General features: G+C 49.7%; 18 protein-coding genes. 2 read left to right on the top strand and 16 right to left on the bottom strand.

Annotation, left to right across the window (positions count from 1 at the left end; translation table 11 throughout):
- Positions 1–140: 140 nt before the first annotated feature.
- The 13 genes from JQN73_RS03445 to JQN73_RS03505 all read right to left on the bottom strand — a co-directional run bounded on the left by JQN73_RS03445 (position 141) and on the right by JQN73_RS03505 (position 11,506).
- The gene (locus JQN73_RS03445; protein WP_370551300.1) at positions 141–1,637 is read right to left on the bottom strand and encodes a DegQ family serine endoprotease; all 1,497 of its coding nucleotides are present in this window, start codon (positions 1,635–1,637) and stop codon (positions 141–143) included.
- A 12-nt stretch (positions 1,638–1,649) separates the two neighbouring features.
- A complete protein-coding gene (locus JQN73_RS03450) occupies positions 1,650–2,684 on the bottom strand; it encodes a MucB/RseB C-terminal domain-containing protein (protein ID WP_205321771.1) in 1,035 nt (344 codons plus the stop codon).
- A gap of 1 nt (position 2,685) precedes the next feature.
- On the bottom strand, positions 2,686–3,327 hold the full coding sequence (locus JQN73_RS03455; RefSeq protein WP_205321772.1) for a sigma-E factor negative regulatory protein: 642 nt from the start codon (positions 3,325–3,327) through the stop codon (positions 2,686–2,688).
- Positions 3,328–3,385: 58 nt separating this feature from the next.
- Positions 3,386–3,988 carry an RNA polymerase sigma factor RpoE gene (gene rpoE / locus JQN73_RS03460; protein ID WP_205321773.1) on the bottom strand — a complete coding sequence of 201 codons (603 nt, stop codon included), beginning with the start codon at positions 3,986–3,988 and terminating at the stop codon, positions 3,386–3,388.
- Positions 3,989–4,078: 90 nt separating this feature from the next.
- Positions 4,079–4,609, bottom strand: a complete 531-nt coding sequence (locus JQN73_RS03465; protein WP_205321774.1) for a hypothetical protein — start codon at positions 4,607–4,609, stop codon at positions 4,079–4,081.
- A 51-nt stretch (positions 4,610–4,660) separates the two neighbouring features.
- On the bottom strand, positions 4,661–5,902 hold the full coding sequence (gene fabF / locus JQN73_RS03470; protein ID WP_205321775.1) for a beta-ketoacyl-ACP synthase II: 1,242 nt from the start codon (positions 5,900–5,902) through the stop codon (positions 4,661–4,663).
- 30 nt (positions 5,903–5,932) lie between these two features.
- Positions 5,933–6,175 carry an acyl carrier protein gene (gene acpP / locus JQN73_RS03475; protein ID WP_205321776.1) on the bottom strand — a complete coding sequence of 81 codons (243 nt, stop codon included), beginning with the start codon at positions 6,173–6,175 and terminating at the stop codon, positions 5,933–5,935.
- A gap of 236 nt (positions 6,176–6,411) precedes the next feature.
- Positions 6,412–7,176, bottom strand: coding sequence for a 3-oxoacyl-ACP reductase FabG (gene fabG, locus JQN73_RS03480; RefSeq protein ID WP_205321777.1), 765 nt, complete (start codon positions 7,174–7,176; stop codon positions 6,412–6,414).
- A gap of 109 nt (positions 7,177–7,285) precedes the next feature.
- Complete coding sequence (gene fabD / locus JQN73_RS03485; RefSeq protein WP_205321778.1) at positions 7,286–8,218, bottom strand: ACP S-malonyltransferase; 933 nt, start codon at positions 8,216–8,218, stop codon at positions 7,286–7,288.
- 158 nt (positions 8,219–8,376) lie between these two features.
- Positions 8,377–9,363 carry a beta-ketoacyl-ACP synthase III gene (locus JQN73_RS03490; protein WP_205321779.1) on the bottom strand — a complete coding sequence of 329 codons (987 nt, stop codon included), beginning with the start codon at positions 9,361–9,363 and terminating at the stop codon, positions 8,377–8,379.
- The gene (gene plsX / locus JQN73_RS03495; RefSeq protein WP_205321780.1) at positions 9,360–10,463 is read right to left on the bottom strand and encodes a phosphate acyltransferase PlsX; all 1,104 of its coding nucleotides are present in this window, start codon (positions 10,461–10,463) and stop codon (positions 9,360–9,362) included. The genes JQN73_RS03490 and plsX overlap by 4 nt, the downstream gene beginning before the upstream one ends.
- A 148-nt stretch (positions 10,464–10,611) precedes the next feature.
- The gene (gene rpmF, locus JQN73_RS03500) at positions 10,612–10,794 is read right to left on the bottom strand and encodes a 50S ribosomal protein L32 (protein ID WP_014006864.1); all 183 of its coding nucleotides are present in this window, start codon (positions 10,792–10,794) and stop codon (positions 10,612–10,614) included.
- Between the two features lie 217 nt (positions 10,795–11,011).
- On the bottom strand, positions 11,012–11,506 hold the full coding sequence (locus JQN73_RS03505; RefSeq protein ID WP_205321781.1) for a DUF177 domain-containing protein: 495 nt from the start codon (positions 11,504–11,506) through the stop codon (positions 11,012–11,014).
- A gap of 146 nt (positions 11,507–11,652) precedes the next feature.
- On the opposite strand from JQN73_RS03505, the gene JQN73_RS03510 reads away from it, so the two are divergent.
- Both JQN73_RS03510 and JQN73_RS03515 read left to right on the top strand, forming a co-directional pair.
- A complete protein-coding gene (locus JQN73_RS03510; protein WP_205321782.1) occupies positions 11,653–12,312 on the top strand; it encodes a Maf-like protein in 660 nt (219 codons plus the stop codon).
- A gap of 73 nt (positions 12,313–12,385) precedes the next feature.
- Positions 12,386–13,138, top strand: coding sequence for an SAM-dependent methyltransferase (locus JQN73_RS03515; RefSeq protein ID WP_205321783.1), 753 nt, complete (start codon positions 12,386–12,388; stop codon positions 13,136–13,138).
- 425 nt (positions 13,139–13,563) lie between these two features.
- Here JQN73_RS03515 and JQN73_RS03520 read toward each other — a convergent pair whose 3' ends face one another.
- The 3 genes from JQN73_RS03520 to JQN73_RS03530 all read right to left on the bottom strand — a co-directional run bounded on the left by JQN73_RS03520 (position 13,564) and on the right by JQN73_RS03530 (position 15,761).
- Positions 13,564–14,514, bottom strand: a complete 951-nt coding sequence (locus JQN73_RS03520) for a S49 family peptidase (RefSeq protein WP_205321784.1) — start codon at positions 14,512–14,514, stop codon at positions 13,564–13,566.
- 188 nt (positions 14,515–14,702) lie between these two features.
- Entirely contained in the window at positions 14,703–15,074 is a 372-nt protein-coding gene (locus JQN73_RS03525) for a Rieske (2Fe-2S) protein (RefSeq protein WP_205321785.1), read from the bottom strand.
- Between the two features lie 27 nt (positions 15,075–15,101).
- The gene (locus JQN73_RS03530; RefSeq protein ID WP_205321786.1) at positions 15,102–15,761 is read right to left on the bottom strand and encodes an HAD-IA family hydrolase; all 660 of its coding nucleotides are present in this window, start codon (positions 15,759–15,761) and stop codon (positions 15,102–15,104) included.
- Positions 15,762–15,798: the final 37 nt, after the last annotated feature.

Raw genomic sequence — 15,798 nt, forward strand, 5'->3', positions numbered from 1 at the left:
TCGTTGAAGTCGTGCAATCAAGACCAACGGACAGACGCAAAGTCTCGTAAAAAAAGCTGCAAACCCTGAGGTCTGCAGCTTTCATCATTTAGGTGAATTATGCACACCCGAAGCAAATTCGCGCCGCCTTTTCAATACCGTTAGTTGCTTGGTCGCAACGGAACAAACTGCGACGACTCACCACGGCGGACCAACACTACGGCCATTTTTTTCGATTCCAGTTTGGAGACCAGGGCGTTGAATTGCTTCGCGTCCTTCACATCCGTATTGTTCAGACGCTGGATCACATCACCCACCTGCAGTCCAACGCGGGCTGCGCTTCCTTCAACCCCATCAACCAGTACACCAGAATCAACCTGAAGTTCTTTCTTTTTATCAGCACTTAAATCACTCACAACCAATCCTAGCGCATTGGCTACCGGTGCTGGCTTCGCGGCATCTGCGCTATCGGCATCGTCGGCTTTGTCTACTTTATCCGCTTTCATTTCTGTAATGGTTAAAGTGATATCCCGACTCGCACCTTTGCGCCAAACCGTAAGAACGCCTTTGGTACCCGGTTTGATATTGCCGACAATTCGCGGCAGATCATTGGCTTTTTCAATCACCGCACCGTTAAATTTAAGAATGATGTCGCCCGCCTGAACTCCGGCCTTGGCGGCGGGGCCATCGGTTTCAACACGTTCAACTTGCGCTCCTTGTGCCTTCGGCAAGCCCAGCGACTCTGCCACCTCTTTGGTGACCTCTCCAATCTGAACCCCGATCCGACCCCGTGTGACTTTTCCGGAGGTTTTAAGTTGATCGGAAACCCGCATCGCTTCATCGATAGGCACAGCAAAGGAGATACCCATGAAGCCGCCTGAACGGCTGTAAATCTGCGAATTAATGCCGACAACTTCGCCTCGCATATTGATCAGCGGTCCGCCAGAATTACCTGGGTTCACGGCGACATCGGTTTGAATCAGCGGTAAATAGTCGCCAGTGTCACGCGCTTTAGCCGAAATGATGCCGGACGTGACCGTATTTTCGAGATCGAAAGGCGATCCGATCGCCAATACCCACTCACCTGCTTTGATCTTGTCGGAGTCACCGATGGTCAGGCGTGGCAGGTTCGAGCCTTCTATTTTTAGCAGTGCCACATCCGTGCGGCTATCAGCACCGATCACTTTCGCTTTAAATTCGCGCTTATCAGTTAGCTTTACATATACTTCGCTGGCGCCATCAACCACATGCGCATTCGTCATGATGTAGCCGTCAGCAGAAATAATGAAACCGGAGCCAACGCCGCGTGGCACTTCTTCCGACGGCGACTTGCTACCAGGTTTGCGACCCTTAGGAACCAATGGAGGCTGCTTGCCAGCACCATTCGGAGGAACCCCAAAAAATTTCCGTAGAAATTCTTGCATTTCATCATCATTGGGCTGACCGGTGGCCGCATCAGCTTTGACTTTTTCGGTAGTGCGGATGTTCACGACCGCCGGCCCAGCCTTTTCAACGATTTCTGTAAAGTCAGGCAGGCCAGTCATCGGCGCAGCGACAGCAGAAGGCAGCGCGCCCAGGAGGACCGGGGCGACAAAGGAGACAGTCGCGCCCAACAAAAGTGCCGAAAAAACATGACGAGCTGTATGGGCCATTTTCATAGTGTGTAGGTCTTATTTATTTTTGAGTTCAATCGAATTGGCAACCTGGCGGATTGCGGCGGCAGGAACTTCACCTACAATCGTCAGCCAAAAATCACCTTGACGTTTTCCAACAATATTCAAAGCTCCCTGCTGCATTGAGCCTTCCGTGCGACTTTGACTGCCCGGTTCAATGAACACTGATATCGCAGCCAACCCATCGGAAAAAACAATTTGCGACACTTCACGCTTGTTCGGTGAGGCCGCCGCGGTCAGAGCGGGCCCGGACACAGGCACGGGCGCATCCACAACAACACGTTTTAATTCCCGTACTTTTTTGAATCCGGGCGGCATCCCGGAGACGGCCCAATCGTCCAGATTAGTCGGACTTACGGCAGAATGCTCGACGTGCCAGCTACTCGTATTACCGAAACTCGACTTAATGCGGCCCCGGACGGCATTACCTATGACAATTTCCGTAAACGAAATCTGTTCGACAATTTCGTTCTTACTATTTAGCGTCTGTGCCCGCATTAACAAGCCGGTATTTTTCTCCGCCCACAATTTATACCCGTACCGCATTTTATCTTTAGGCTCAAGTAGAACAGCCTGACACTCATGCCCGGCTACTCTTCCGATTTCGCCAAGCTTCACGTTGTAATATTCAGTTAAATCGCTGGGTATAGATGCAAGAATCGCAGGAAACACATCTTGCGTTACACGCTTCTCGATCAATAACGTCTTGGTTTCAGGCATGTAACACGTGACGTCTTCATTGTGGCGAATATACTCACGCGGCTTGCCGTCCAGCACTTCAAGCTTTTCTATTTCATTGCGCCCTTCCAACATATGCGTGATGCGCGAGGTACGCATCTGATTTGCTTGTTGGTAGACAAACGTACCTGAATAATTAAGCTTTTGCGCCGCAGACTGAATTCTTTTCAGAAGAGTCTGTGTTTCATGGTTGTCCGCAAGTTTTTCTGTCGAAACTCCCTCCGCACGTGCGGAAAGAGCAACTAAAGTCGACAAAATAATGAAAGACCGAAGCAGAAACTTAGTCTGCCGCATATTAGTTGTCAGCATCAATGGCGAATGTAGCTGAGCGAGCGTATTGCGCAGTGTTGTAAAGTGAAGGAGAAAACCGCTGGTGGGCGGACAAATACTCGTCAATTCGAGGGTCGCGTAAAACCTCTGAGCCGGCAGGTAACGCTGCAACGCCCTGAGATCCATAACCTACGTTAATGTTTGATGCAGACGCCAGTGTCAGTTGTACCGCGGAAAGCATCGCCGGATTAGTCGACTGATTATTGCCATTCATCATATGCGGAACGGAGATAAATGCCACCGCCGCGACTGCTGCTGCCGCTGCCATGCTTGGCAGCGCAAAACGCCTCAAAGTGCGGGTGCCGATTGCAGCAGACCCACCGCTTATTGCAATGTGTCCCTCTGCAATCGGCAAGACCGCTAGTGGCGCAGCGATCATTGCAGGCTCAGCGTTTAGCCGATCGAGCATGCGAGCAGTAAAATCCTGACTCAACGAAAAAGCCATGTCGTCCGAGCGCAAGATATCACCGATCTGATGATAAGCATCCCATGTCGCACGACCCTCGTTTTGACGCAAAGCCGCTAATGCCATATCTACATAAGCATTAGATAACTCACCATCAGCCAAGGCAGATATCTGCTCTTGGGGTATTTCTTTGGTATTCATAAGTCACCTAGTTAAAACCTGGCCAACCCCTTCGTTCCCGAAAATTGCTATTTCGCTTTTACCAACGTTTGTCGATGGCCGTACCTAATAACGGCCTCAACTTTTCTGCGATAGCTTCTCTTGCTCTAAATATTCTGCTACGTACCGTCCCTATCGGGCACCCCATTGCTTCGGCAATTTCGTCATAACTCAACCCCTCAATTTCACGCAACGTAATGGCGGTCCGCAGCTCATCTGGGAGAGCCTCCATTGCGACATTCACCGTCTGCGCTATTTGTTTGGTTGCCAACAGCGATTCAGGGGTGTTTATATCCCTTAGTTGCTCGCCGTCGTCAAAAGTTTCTGCATCTTCAGAATTTGATTCAGTTGAGGTCGGCGCCCTGCGTCCTTGCGTCACCAAATAGTTTTTAGCAGTGTTGATACCGATTCTATATAACCAAGTATAAAACGCAGAGTCACCCCTAAACTGAGGGAGCGCACGATAAGCTTTAATAAAAGCTTCTTGTACAACATCCTCAGCTTCAGCTTGATCGCGAACAAGCCGCGACACCAGGCGCATCAGCTTCCGTTGGTATTTAATAACCAATAGCTCGAACGCCTTTTTGTCGCCGCGTTGCACGCGTTCAACAAGCAGTTGATCAATTTCGCGTTCTGTCGTCAATCGCCGTTCCTTTTGCTTTCGCAACACGCGCGCATGACCGAAACATGGACCAATTGCACTCCAATAAGTTCAACCCGATGGTTGTTCATATCATACTTTCTTTTGACCGTTTGCATGTCCGCGAGATGCAATCCAACGACATGCTACGGAGGTGCTCCTGAAAATATTTTCAGGGACACAATCAGGTAGTATAACGACCGACTTAGTCTGGCCGTTATTCAGTTGAAAACGCAATAGTAAACAATGCGCCCACAGCGTCGAGCCGCTTAGCAATTGCGCTAAAACCGGCGCTTTAAAACTGCCGCCCATTGCATCGGGCAATAGCTCTCGAATACTAATCTGACCTGCACTCGATATATTTAGGCGCAGTGGCCGCGCTGCTTGTTGATAACGCAACCAACCAATCAGGCTGATCGAAAGGCCAAAAAACCCGAATATCGCGCCGGATATCGGCGGAAGACGACCAATAAAGCCCAAACCGACCAAGACACTAATCAGCGCCCCGGCAATTGATACGATGGAAGCCAAAGCGAACAAAACTCTGGATGGCAGCACCAGCGCCGAAATTGCAATTGACATACGAGGAGGTGGTGGCGTCTCGCCGGATGGAAGAATATTCATTACGCAACTCAGTCGAGCGTCAACTGACGCCCGACTGGATTAATACCAAGCTCAGGCCTTACCAAAAACTAACGTACCGTTAGTCCCGCCAAATCCAAACGAATTTTTTACGGCAATATCAATTTTCATATCACGCGCTGTATTCGCGCAATAATCAAGATCACATTCCGGATCCTGATTGAAAATATTGATAGTCGGCGGAGATACCTGATGATGCAACGCCAATATTGTAAATACTGATTCAAGTCCGCCTGCGCCACCTAACAAATGACCTGTCATCGACTTGGTCGAATTGACAACTAACTTATAGGCATGATCGCCAAATACAGCTTTAATCGCGTTGGTTTCATTTTGATCACCCAGGGGCGTCGATGTACCATGCGCGTTCAAATACTGGACCTGATCACCGTTTATGCCAGCATCCTTGAGAGCTGAGCCCACACATCGACGTGGACCATCGAGATTGGGTGCGGTCATGTGATATGCATCCGCACTCATGCCAAAGCCGAGCAGTTCCGCATAAATTGTCGCGCCACGGGCAATTGCATGCTCGCGCTCTTCCAGTACCAACACACCTGCACCCTCACCCAAAACAAATCCGTCACGATCCTTGTCCCAGGGACGCGATGCAGTTTCGGGATCGTCATTACGGGATGAGAGCGCCCGGGCTGAAGCAAAACCGCCCAAACCTAGCGGCGAAATGCTGGCTTCGGAACCACCAGCAATCATGACATCGGCATCGCCGTACTGGATCATGCGTCCGGCCTGGCCGATACAATGTAATCCAGTCGTGCAAGCAGTCGCTATCGCCAGGTTCGGTCCTTTCAGACCGTATTTAATCGACAGATTGCCTGAAATCATATTAATGATCGAAGCAGGGATGAAAAAAGGACTGATACGGCGCGGACCGCGATTGGTCAACTCCACATGGGTCTCTTCAATCAGGGGCAAGCCGCCTATACCGGAGCCAATGATGACACCGATACGGTCAGCGTTTTCATCAGTAACTTCCAGACCGCTGTCCTGCATTGCCTGGATTCCTGCTGCCATCCCATAATGGATAAAGGTGTCCATGTGCCGCGCATCTTTCGCGGCCATGTAATCTTCGACATTAAATCCTTTTACTTCCCCTGCAAAATGCGTGGAAAAAGCAGAAGCATCAAACTTGGTGATGGTTGCAATACCGGATTTCCCTGATATGACTGCATTCCATGCATCGGCAACAGTGTTGCCGACCGGTGAAATGCAACCCAGGCCAGTTATCACAACACGACGTTCACGTGAGCGAGTCAAACAATTCTCCTGGATGCGTTCGAATCTGGCTTAAGCCGCTTTAACATGCGCCTTGGCGTAGTCAATAGCCTGTTGCACAGTCGTAATTTTTTCAGCTTGTTCGTCAGGAATTTCCATGGCGAATTCGTCTTCCAATGCCATTACCAATTCTACGGTGTCCAGTGAATCTGCACCAAGATCATCAACAAATGACGATTCAATTTTGATGTCAGCTTCTGCGACGCCCAGTTGTTCTGCGACGATTTTCTTTACACGTTGTTCGATATCAGACATGTGATGCCTCCAGTTATTAGGTTACAGAAAGTGCGCGCATTTTAGCAGATTTGCGCGAAGAAAATTTACTTTTAGCATCAGCGATTAATAAATAGCCAACTTCTGCCAAAAGCACTTAAATATTCACTACATACTTCACTACACAGACCAGGAACTCACCGAAAAAATGTCCGCTCGGCACTCAGCGGTCAGTCCGGACCAGCGCCCTAACCCAGCCTCAGATTAGGACAAATTTCTTAATTGCAATACATGCCGCCATTAACATGTAAAGTCGTTCCTGTAATATAGCCAGCCTGACGCGACGCCAGGAAACAGACCGCTGCTGCAATATCCTCTGCAGCACCGAGCCGACCAAGAGGAATTTGCTGTAACAGGCTCGCAGTTTGCTGCTCACTCAGCGATTTAGTCATGTCCGTATCGATAAAACCGGGCGCAACACAATTTACCGTAATGTTGCGGCTTCCGATCTCACGTGCCAGAGCCTTACTCATTCCGGTGACACCCGCTTTAGCGGCAGCATAATTCATTTGCCCTGGGTTACCCGTAGAACCGACCACTGATGTGATGTTGATGATGCGTCCTTGTTTGGCCTTCATCATTCCACGCAATACAGCCCGCGACAAGCGCGCCACTGCGGTCAGATTGGTAGAGATCACTGAATCCCACTCTTCATCCTTCATCCGCATCGCCAACTGGTCATACGTAATACCGGCATTGTTAACCAAAATGGAAAGAGTACCGAATTCCTTTTGGACCAGTTCGACCACGGCCGAGCAACCAGCTGCATCATTCACATTAAGAATAACCCCTTTGCCGCCATTCAACTGCTCGGCGTTTAGATAGGCGGTGATACCCTCTGCACCGGCCTCAGAGGTAGCTGTACCGATAACTTTAGCACCACGGCGCGCCAGCTCCAAGGCAATGGCGCGACCAATACCGCGTGAAGCACCGGTGACGAGCGCCACCTGGCCTTCCAAATCTTGTGTATCCGAATTATGCATATTTATTATGGGTGTTTAGATAATTTTTCAGGAATTTATTTTCAAGACAACCTGATTAGCTATATTTTTAATTGAAATGCCCCCTAAATGCAGGTGCTCGTATTCGCACTTACTTCAGCAATGTCAGAACTTTGTCCAAAGATGCCTGATCGAATATGGCATCTCCGACCAGCTCTCCATTAATTCGCCTGGTTAAGCCGGAGAGCACTTTACCCGGTCCGCACTCAATCACATGCGTCATGCCGCTGGCACCCATTTTTTTGACCGTTTCTACCCAACGCACCGGACTGGCGGCCTGCCGCACCAAAGCATCCTTGATCGATGCAGCGTCCGAAGGTGTAGCAACGTCGACGTTATTTATTAAAGTAATCTGCGGAATATCGAAAGTCAGACCTTCCATATATTCGCGCAGGCGATTTGACGCCGGCACCAATAACGAAGAGTGAAATGGTGCAGAAACCGGCAACGACAACGCCCGTTTGGCGCCTTTTGCTTTTGCCGCTTCACAGGCACGCTCAACCGCAGCCTTGTGGCCCGCTATCACCACTTGAGCGGGCGCATTGTAGTTAACGGCCTCAACCACTTCACCCTGCGCAGCTTCGGCACAAACCGCACGTACGTCATCGTCTGAAAGCCCCAGGATTGCAGCCATTCCACCTTGCCCAACCGGGACCGCCTGCTGCATTGCCAGTGCGCGAAAACGCACCAGCGGCACAGCATCCTTAAATTTGATAACCCTGGCCGCAACCAGCGCAGAATATTCACCCAGGCTATGTCCTGCGACGATTGAGGGCACGCTCCCGCCAGCATCTAACCAGGCGCGATAAAAGGCGACGGCCGCAGTGAGCATCACAGGCTGTGTATTGGTCGTCAGATCCAAATCTTCCTTGGGTCCTTCGGCAATGAGCCTGGCAAGATCAAATTGCAGCGCCTCTGACGCTTCAGCGACAGTATCACGCACAATTTTATTATCAGAAAAGCCATTCAACATACCAACAGCCTGCGAGCCCTGGCCCGGAAAAACGAATGCAAATTTAATCATACTTTTTACGATGCTGTTAAATTAATGAAGTCGATAGGATTCAATTCAGCGCAATAAGCAATACAGCTGAAAATGGACCCGCATTTTCATAAGACACTATCAGATGTGATTCAACCTATGCGATGGAAAGCGCACAGGAGTCACGGTTTGCAATGGCTTTACATTCTGGCCACGATCGCACCCCATGAAAAGCCACCACCAACAGCCTCCATCAATACATTTTGGCCGGGCTTCACGCGGCCATCTCGCACGGCTTTATCAAGTGCCAGCGGAATGGATGCCGCGGAGGTGTTGCCATGCTGATCCACGGTGACCACCATGCGTTCTGGCGGAAGACCCAATTTACGGGCGGTACTTTGCATGATGCGAATGTTCGCTTGATGAGGGATCAACCAATCGATCTCAGATGATGAGATTCCTGCGATCTGCAGCGCTTCATTAGCCACTTTTTCCAACACCGATACCGCGAGCTTGAACACCGCCGGGCCATCCATGTAAAGAAAGGCGCTCCCCTCGACCGCGCCATTCGTGACACTGCCCGGAACGCATAAAATATGACCGTAGCGACCATCAGCATGAAGTTTGGTGGCCAGCACGCCGGGCTCCTGCGATGCTGTCATGACGATCGCACCCGCGCCATCGCCGAACAGTACGCAAGTAGTACGATCTTCAAAATTCAAAATACGGGAAAACACTTCGGTTCCAATAACCAACACGTTCTTATGCGTACCGGCCTTAATAAATGCATCAGCGATGGAAACACCGTACACAAAGCCGCTACATACAGCTTGCACATCAAATGCAGCGCCACCCGTAGTGATGCCCAATTTTTGCTGCACCACGCAGGCAGTACTTGGAAAGCTGCCGAAATGATCGGGGGTCGAGGTGGCGACAATAATCAGGTCGATGTCGTTCGCCACCATACCCGCCATGTCCAGAGCGTGCTTTGCGGCCGCCACAGCCAGATCGCTAGACTGCACATCTGGCTCAGCGTAGTGCCGTGCTGAAATTCCGCTGCGCGAAAATATCCATTCGTCCGAGGTTTCGATGCCTTTTTCGGCCAGTTGCACTGCAAGGTCTTGATTGGTCACACGGTTCGGCGGTAAATAACTACCGGTACCCACAATTTTGCTATAAATAGTCATGCTGTTTTCTGTTTGGGTGGCTCAATATTGATACCAGCACCTGTATGCATCTCGACCGCTGCCGAAACTGCTTCAGGTTGTGGCATCAACGCTGCAATGGTCGTGGTAATGCGTGAAAGAACATCATACTTGGCTGCATCGAACGCACGCTGAATGGCCCACTCATAGCCATACACGTCAGCACTACCGTGACTTTTAAACACCAATCCGCGCAATCCGAGCAAACTTGCACCGTTGTATCGCGATGGGTTCAGTCGCCGCGAAATTGCCTTAATAGCGCTACGCGCGATCAATGCACCGATCATGTTAAGAATACTGCTTTTAAATTCTGTCGTCAGCACACTTTTTACCAACCGTCCAAGTCCCTCCGAGGCCTTGAGAGTGACGTTACCGACGAAACCGTCACACACCACGATATCGGTAGTTCCCTCAAAAATATCATTGCCCTCGACGTTGCCATAGAAATTGATCAGACCTTTTTCGTGGTCAGCCCGCAGTAATTCTGCAGTTTGCTTGACCATTTCGTTGCCTTTGATATCTTCTTCACCGACGTTCAGCAAACCGACAGTCGGCTTGGCCTTACCTTCCATGGCGGATACCAGCGCAGAGCCCATTAACGCAAATTGATGCAAATGCTGGGGTTCGCAATCAACGTTTGCGCCTAGGTCGAGCATGTAAGTTGGGCCGTCCTTTTGATTGGGGAGGATGGTACAGATCGCAGGACGATCAACGCCAGGGATCGTTTTCAGCAGATAACGTGAGACCGCCATCAGCGCTCCAGTGTTTCCTGCCGAAACGCAAGCGCGCACCTTTTCGTCCTTCACCAATTCAAGCGCAATGCGCATGGAAGACTTCTTTTTACGACGCAATGCCGTCTCGACAGAGTCGTCCATCGTAATCACTTCCTCCGCATGCACCACTGACAGGCGAGGGTGCAACTCCGCTTTGTGCTTTTTTAGTTCGGCCCGGATTGGCTCCTCGAGGCCGACCAGCACTAACTCAGCCTCTGGTTCGCGTTTGGCAAATGCAATAGCTGCAGGCACCGTTACAGATGGACCGTGATCGCCACCCATACAGTCAATAGAGATTTTAATTGTCATTATTTTGATTCAGTGCCGTTTCCAACCAACATTATGGGGCAGATTTGGCTAGCTTCAAAATCACCGCTCACAATTTTTAATTACAAAAGAAAAGCGGCATCATTGAGAAGCTCAATGATGCCGCTTTTTTACTTAAGACAACAAAAAATTACTCGTCGTTCTTTGTCTTCAGAACCTTACGGCCACGGTAAAAACCGTTTGGGCTGATATGGTGACGCAGGTGTGTTTCACCTGTCGTTGGCTCAATCGCCAAAGGAGGCGCTACCAAAAAATCGTGGGCACGGTGCATGCCGCGCTTGGATGGGGTCTTCTTATTTTGCTGAACAGCCATGATAACTCCTGAATCTAAGATCTAAAATTTTAACATATCTGAATTGTCTACACAGAAAATCCAGAAATTCCTGCCGCGTTTGGGCGCGGAATCCCTTACTCATTGCTACACTTCATGCCACACTTCGTCACGTTCGGTACTGAACAACATCACAACCGCGACACTTAGCGCAACAACGTTACCGCAATCTGGTACAACAACATCTACAACCTTATTACTACTTTAAATTCTTTAACATTGCAAAAGGAGAGTCTTTTTTACCACTTTTTAACGCTTCGAGTACCGACGTATCGGGACAAACTGAATGTTTAGGTGATAGCGGCATCGCCAGTAAAGCCTCGTCTTCGACCAACTGAATAATATCGAGCGCCTTGGAGCCGATAATTACGTCAACCTGATCATCGTCTAGCAATGCGTCAATCTCGTCCGCGTTTGCTTCATCTTTTGCCAAAATCAACACAGATTCCGAGTCGACATCAAACGCAAAAGGGGCTAAACAACGTTGACAAGTTATTTGTAATGAGCCGGTGACAGTTAACGACAATTGAGGATGGGCAGCATGGTTTGAATCGCCAGCCAGCACCCATTTTAAAGTCCCTGAGGAGTCAGCTAATTCTTCTACCAGTCGTACCAGGTCTGTAACCGGGATCGCACCTTCACGACGTTCTTTCAGGCGGGAAAACTCAAACGCGTCGATAACAAAAGCACTCATAGGCCAAGCGGAACCCTGAAAACCTGCGATAATAACAGCCTTTCCCCTTATTAGTCAAAGTGTTAGCGCGCTTTTGTTCATCACTCAAACAAAAAAACGTCAAACTTCCGCCGTCTACTCTCGCTGGATGCTTTCTTTCTTGCCCTATGCCCTCTTCCGAACCGCACTTAACACCTAAACAGCGCAGTCCCGTATCGAATACCAGAACGTCGCCTCGGATTATTCTCGGCTCTGGCTCCGTGTATCGCAAGGAATTGTTGTCACGTTTAAACCTCCCGTTCGAGGTGGTTTCTCCTAATATCGACGAGACGCCCCGCTTTCGCGAAACACCAGAAATTACCGTTGTGCGACTGGCAAGAGAAAAAGCCCTGGCTGTCGCTTTGATGGTGCCAGGCGCTCTGATTATTGCCTCAGATCAAATAGCCACGCTGGATGGCGAGCAAATCGGCAAGCCTGGAAATCATGAAACGGCCCTTTTACAGTTGCAAAAAATGCGCGGTCGGCGGGTGATATTCCACACCGCGTTGTGCGTCTGGGACGGGCGCTCAATTCAACCTGAAAAAATAGTCCAACTCGAAAACATTCAGACTTTTGTCACTTTTCGCGATTTGCCTGACGAAGAGCTGGACGCTTATTTGCGCATTGAACAACCGTACGATTGCGCCGGAAGTGCAAAAAATGAGGGACTTGGCATTACAATTCTGGAAAAAATCGAGAGCACCGATCCTACAGCGTTGACCGGGTTGCCATTAATTGCGTTGACAGGCATGTTGCGCCGCGCTGGAGTCTCTTTTTTTGCGAAGTGAAGGCGACGCGAAAATCTTCGCATTTCGCGGCGGCTGCGCGATCATTACACTATAAAAACAAAGGTTAGTTAGCATGGCAGGCATCTTGTATTTGATACCCAACACCCTCGGGCAAACCGAAGGCGAACACGGGAATCCATTGGCATCCGTTATCCCGGAAGACGTCCAGCGCATCACTGCCAGGCTGGAATATTTCGTTGCCGAAAACGCTAAAACAGCGCGCGCATTTTTGAAGTTAATCAACGCTTCCCATCCTCTTACGCAAACGCTGCAAAATATTACAATTGCAGAATTAAACGTCAACACCCCTGCCACCGCGCTGCCCGACTTGCTGAAGCCCTTGTTGGACGGCCGCGACGCTGGCCTGGTTTCTGAAGCCGGCGTTCCTGCTGTAGCCGATCCCGGTGCAAATCTGGTGCGGTTGGCGCATGCACATGGCATTCAGGTCAGACCGCTGGTTGGTCCGTCATCCATACTATTGGCAGTAATGAGTAGCGGTTTGAATGGTCAAAGTTTTGCATTTAATGGTTACCTACCGATCAACGTTGACCAGCGGACCAAACGTATAAAGGCCCTCGACCTGCGCTCCCGACAGGAAAATCAAACACAGCTTTTTATCGAAACGCCCTACCGTAACGCTGCGTTACTTGAAGCACTGAGTGCGCACTGTCAATCGAATACACTGATTAGCGTGGCGACGGATCTAACTTTGTCGACGGAGACCATCAAGACGCAAACAGCGGCTCGCTGGAAGGCCGCGCTCGGCGCGAACAAAGGCCCTGACTTTCATAAAAAGCCAACAGTGTTTTTGATACTCGGCGAGTAATTCGACCCGTAAGTAATCAGCATATTTCCCTGAAGAAGTCGACGCGCGCACAAAAACGCAAAACGGCGACAGTATTGCGCTGTCGCCGAATTTGCATGTCTCGAGAGACGTATTCTTGAGAAGTCGAAAACTTCTCGGGGCCGCATTTAATGCAGTGGTGTCCAGCATTTAATCGTCACTCTAGCGCAAGGGGTGTATTGCTCCAGATTCGTCAATTCAATACCGGTGGATTACTGTTGAATGGCTAACGATAGCGTGATCTCTATATTCGCCTCCTCAAATAATTCTGCTGAATGTGACTTCACTATACGACAAAATTATCAAAGTACAAGACGACTTATTCCGAAGTCGTCCTGACTGCCCAAATCATTTCCAAAACATTAACGCAATAAATTAATTAGAATTAAACAAACATTTATATAATATTAACGTAATACAGGTTTCTGCGAACTGAGTATAGATCCAACAACTCCCTCGCCAACCGACACGCCAAATTTTTTCAGTACGCGCTCAGGTAACCCTTCGCTCTTGGTGTAATCAACGACGTCTTCAGCCTTCAATATATCGCGTGAGACACTTTCAACCGTGCCATACCCGTCTGCCAATCCCATATCAATCGCCTTACTCCCCGTCCAAAATAAACCGGAGAATGTTTCTGGCGTTTCTTTGAGACGTGAACCTCGACCCTTGCGAACCACGTCAATAAATTGCTGATGAATTTCACCCAGCATTTCTTTTGCATAGCCTTTTTGGGTTTCGCTCATCGGACTAAACGGATCAAGAAATCCCTTATTTTCGCCTGCCGTCAGCAAGCGCCGTTCAATGCCTAATTTTTCCATCAATCCGGTAAAACCAAATCCATCCATCAGGACGCCAATTGAGCCGACAATACTGGCCTTGTTGACATAGATTTTATCCGCTGCTGCAGCGATGTAATAACCACCCGAAGCGCACATTTCGTCGACCACGACATAGAGTGGCTTCTTCGGATATTCCTTGCGCAGGCGACCGATCTCGTCATTGATAATACCTGCCTGAACCGGACTACCACCGGGACTATTTATTCGCAATATCACCCCCACCGAATCCGTCGCTGCGAACGCGTTATCGAGCGCTGGAATCAGCACATTGGCGGACCCGCTACCGTCAGCATCGATGACGCCGTTCAACTTCACCAGCGCCGTATGCCGACCCACGGTCGTGGTGTCAGCGCTCTCATAATGGGTCGCATACCAAATCCCAAAACCAATCAGACATAACGTCGCCAGCTTAAAGAAAATGCCCCAACGTCGGCGTGCACGTTGTTCGCGCAACGAGCCTGTCGCCAGTTTTTCCAGCAAATCACGTTCCCAACCTTCTTTTTTTGGATTTTCCATATTCTCAATATCGGTTTTGCAAATTGTTAGTACGCATTTCGGTTTTAGATCACCGGGCAAATGAAGCTGCGCCTGGACCCACTTATTGACTACTATTCCACTCCAGGTGCGTTCGTACACTTATCATGCACTCTGCCACTCTGCCACTCTGCCACTCGCTTGAGGTCCTTCAACCTGCTCACCGCGCCTTATATTTCAGGTGCATGAACATAGTCATCCGGTCGCCAGAATACCTGATTCTCATTTTCTTCCACTGCCAGCTTGCGCAGACTCGCACCACGACAAGGGCCGCCAACGCACTTACCCTGATCAGGCGTATAGACCGCGCCATGCGTAGCGCACATCAAATAGAGGCCACTGGACTCAAAAAAATCACCCTCATTCCAATCCAGTTCGATTGGAACGTGCGCACACCGGTTCAGATAGCCATGCACTTTATTTTCATACCGCACCACAAAGGCGGTCATATCCTGACCGTTTACTTTAACGGCAAAACGCACCCCCATGCCGCGCTCCAGCAGGTCGGCAGACGAGCAGATAGGGATCAAGGTAGACGTCATATTGACTCAGGCTGGAGCAACCTCACCTCAAGCGTTGTCATTTAGCCAAGTATGTAAAGCGATCACCGAGCTAGCGGTAAAGATCGGATGTAACGCTATTAGTTCACTCGCCGGGTGCGCACCATAGTCAACCGCAATGGCGGCCGCACCAGCGTTGATCGCCATTTGTAGATCATGCGTAGTGTCACCGATCATGACAGTGCGCTTAAGATCTTGACCCAATTCTCGCGTCAGTTCATGCAACATCGCTGGATGAGGTTTAGAAAAAGTCTCATCGGCACAGCGCGTAGCATCGAATACAGAAAGCAAATTAGACGAATGCAGTGCCCGATTCAGCCCCACACGACTTTTCCCGGTCGCCACCGCCAGGAAATAACCTTGCTGCGAAAGATCTGCCAACATCTCGCGAACGCCAACAAATAAAATTAAATCCTCGTCCTGCGCCAGGTAATGATGTCGGTAGCGCTCCACCACACGTGGATATACATGCGACTCCAGACCCGGCATCGCCATGCGTATTGCTTCCGATAATCCAAGGCCAATGACATGCGAGGCGACCTTTCGATCAGGGATCGGCAGACCAAGATCTTTTGCTGCGGACTGAATACACCTCACGATTGTCGCGGTACTGTCCATCAGGGTACCGTCCCAATCAAATACGATTAAATCAAAACTTTTCCGCGCCATAATTCTGACAGTAACTTGCCAGCTCCTTATAATTTCA

Source organism: Glaciimonas sp. PAMC28666 (assembly GCF_016917355.1).
Lineage (GTDB): Bacteria > Pseudomonadota > Gammaproteobacteria > Burkholderiales > Burkholderiaceae_D > Glaciimonas.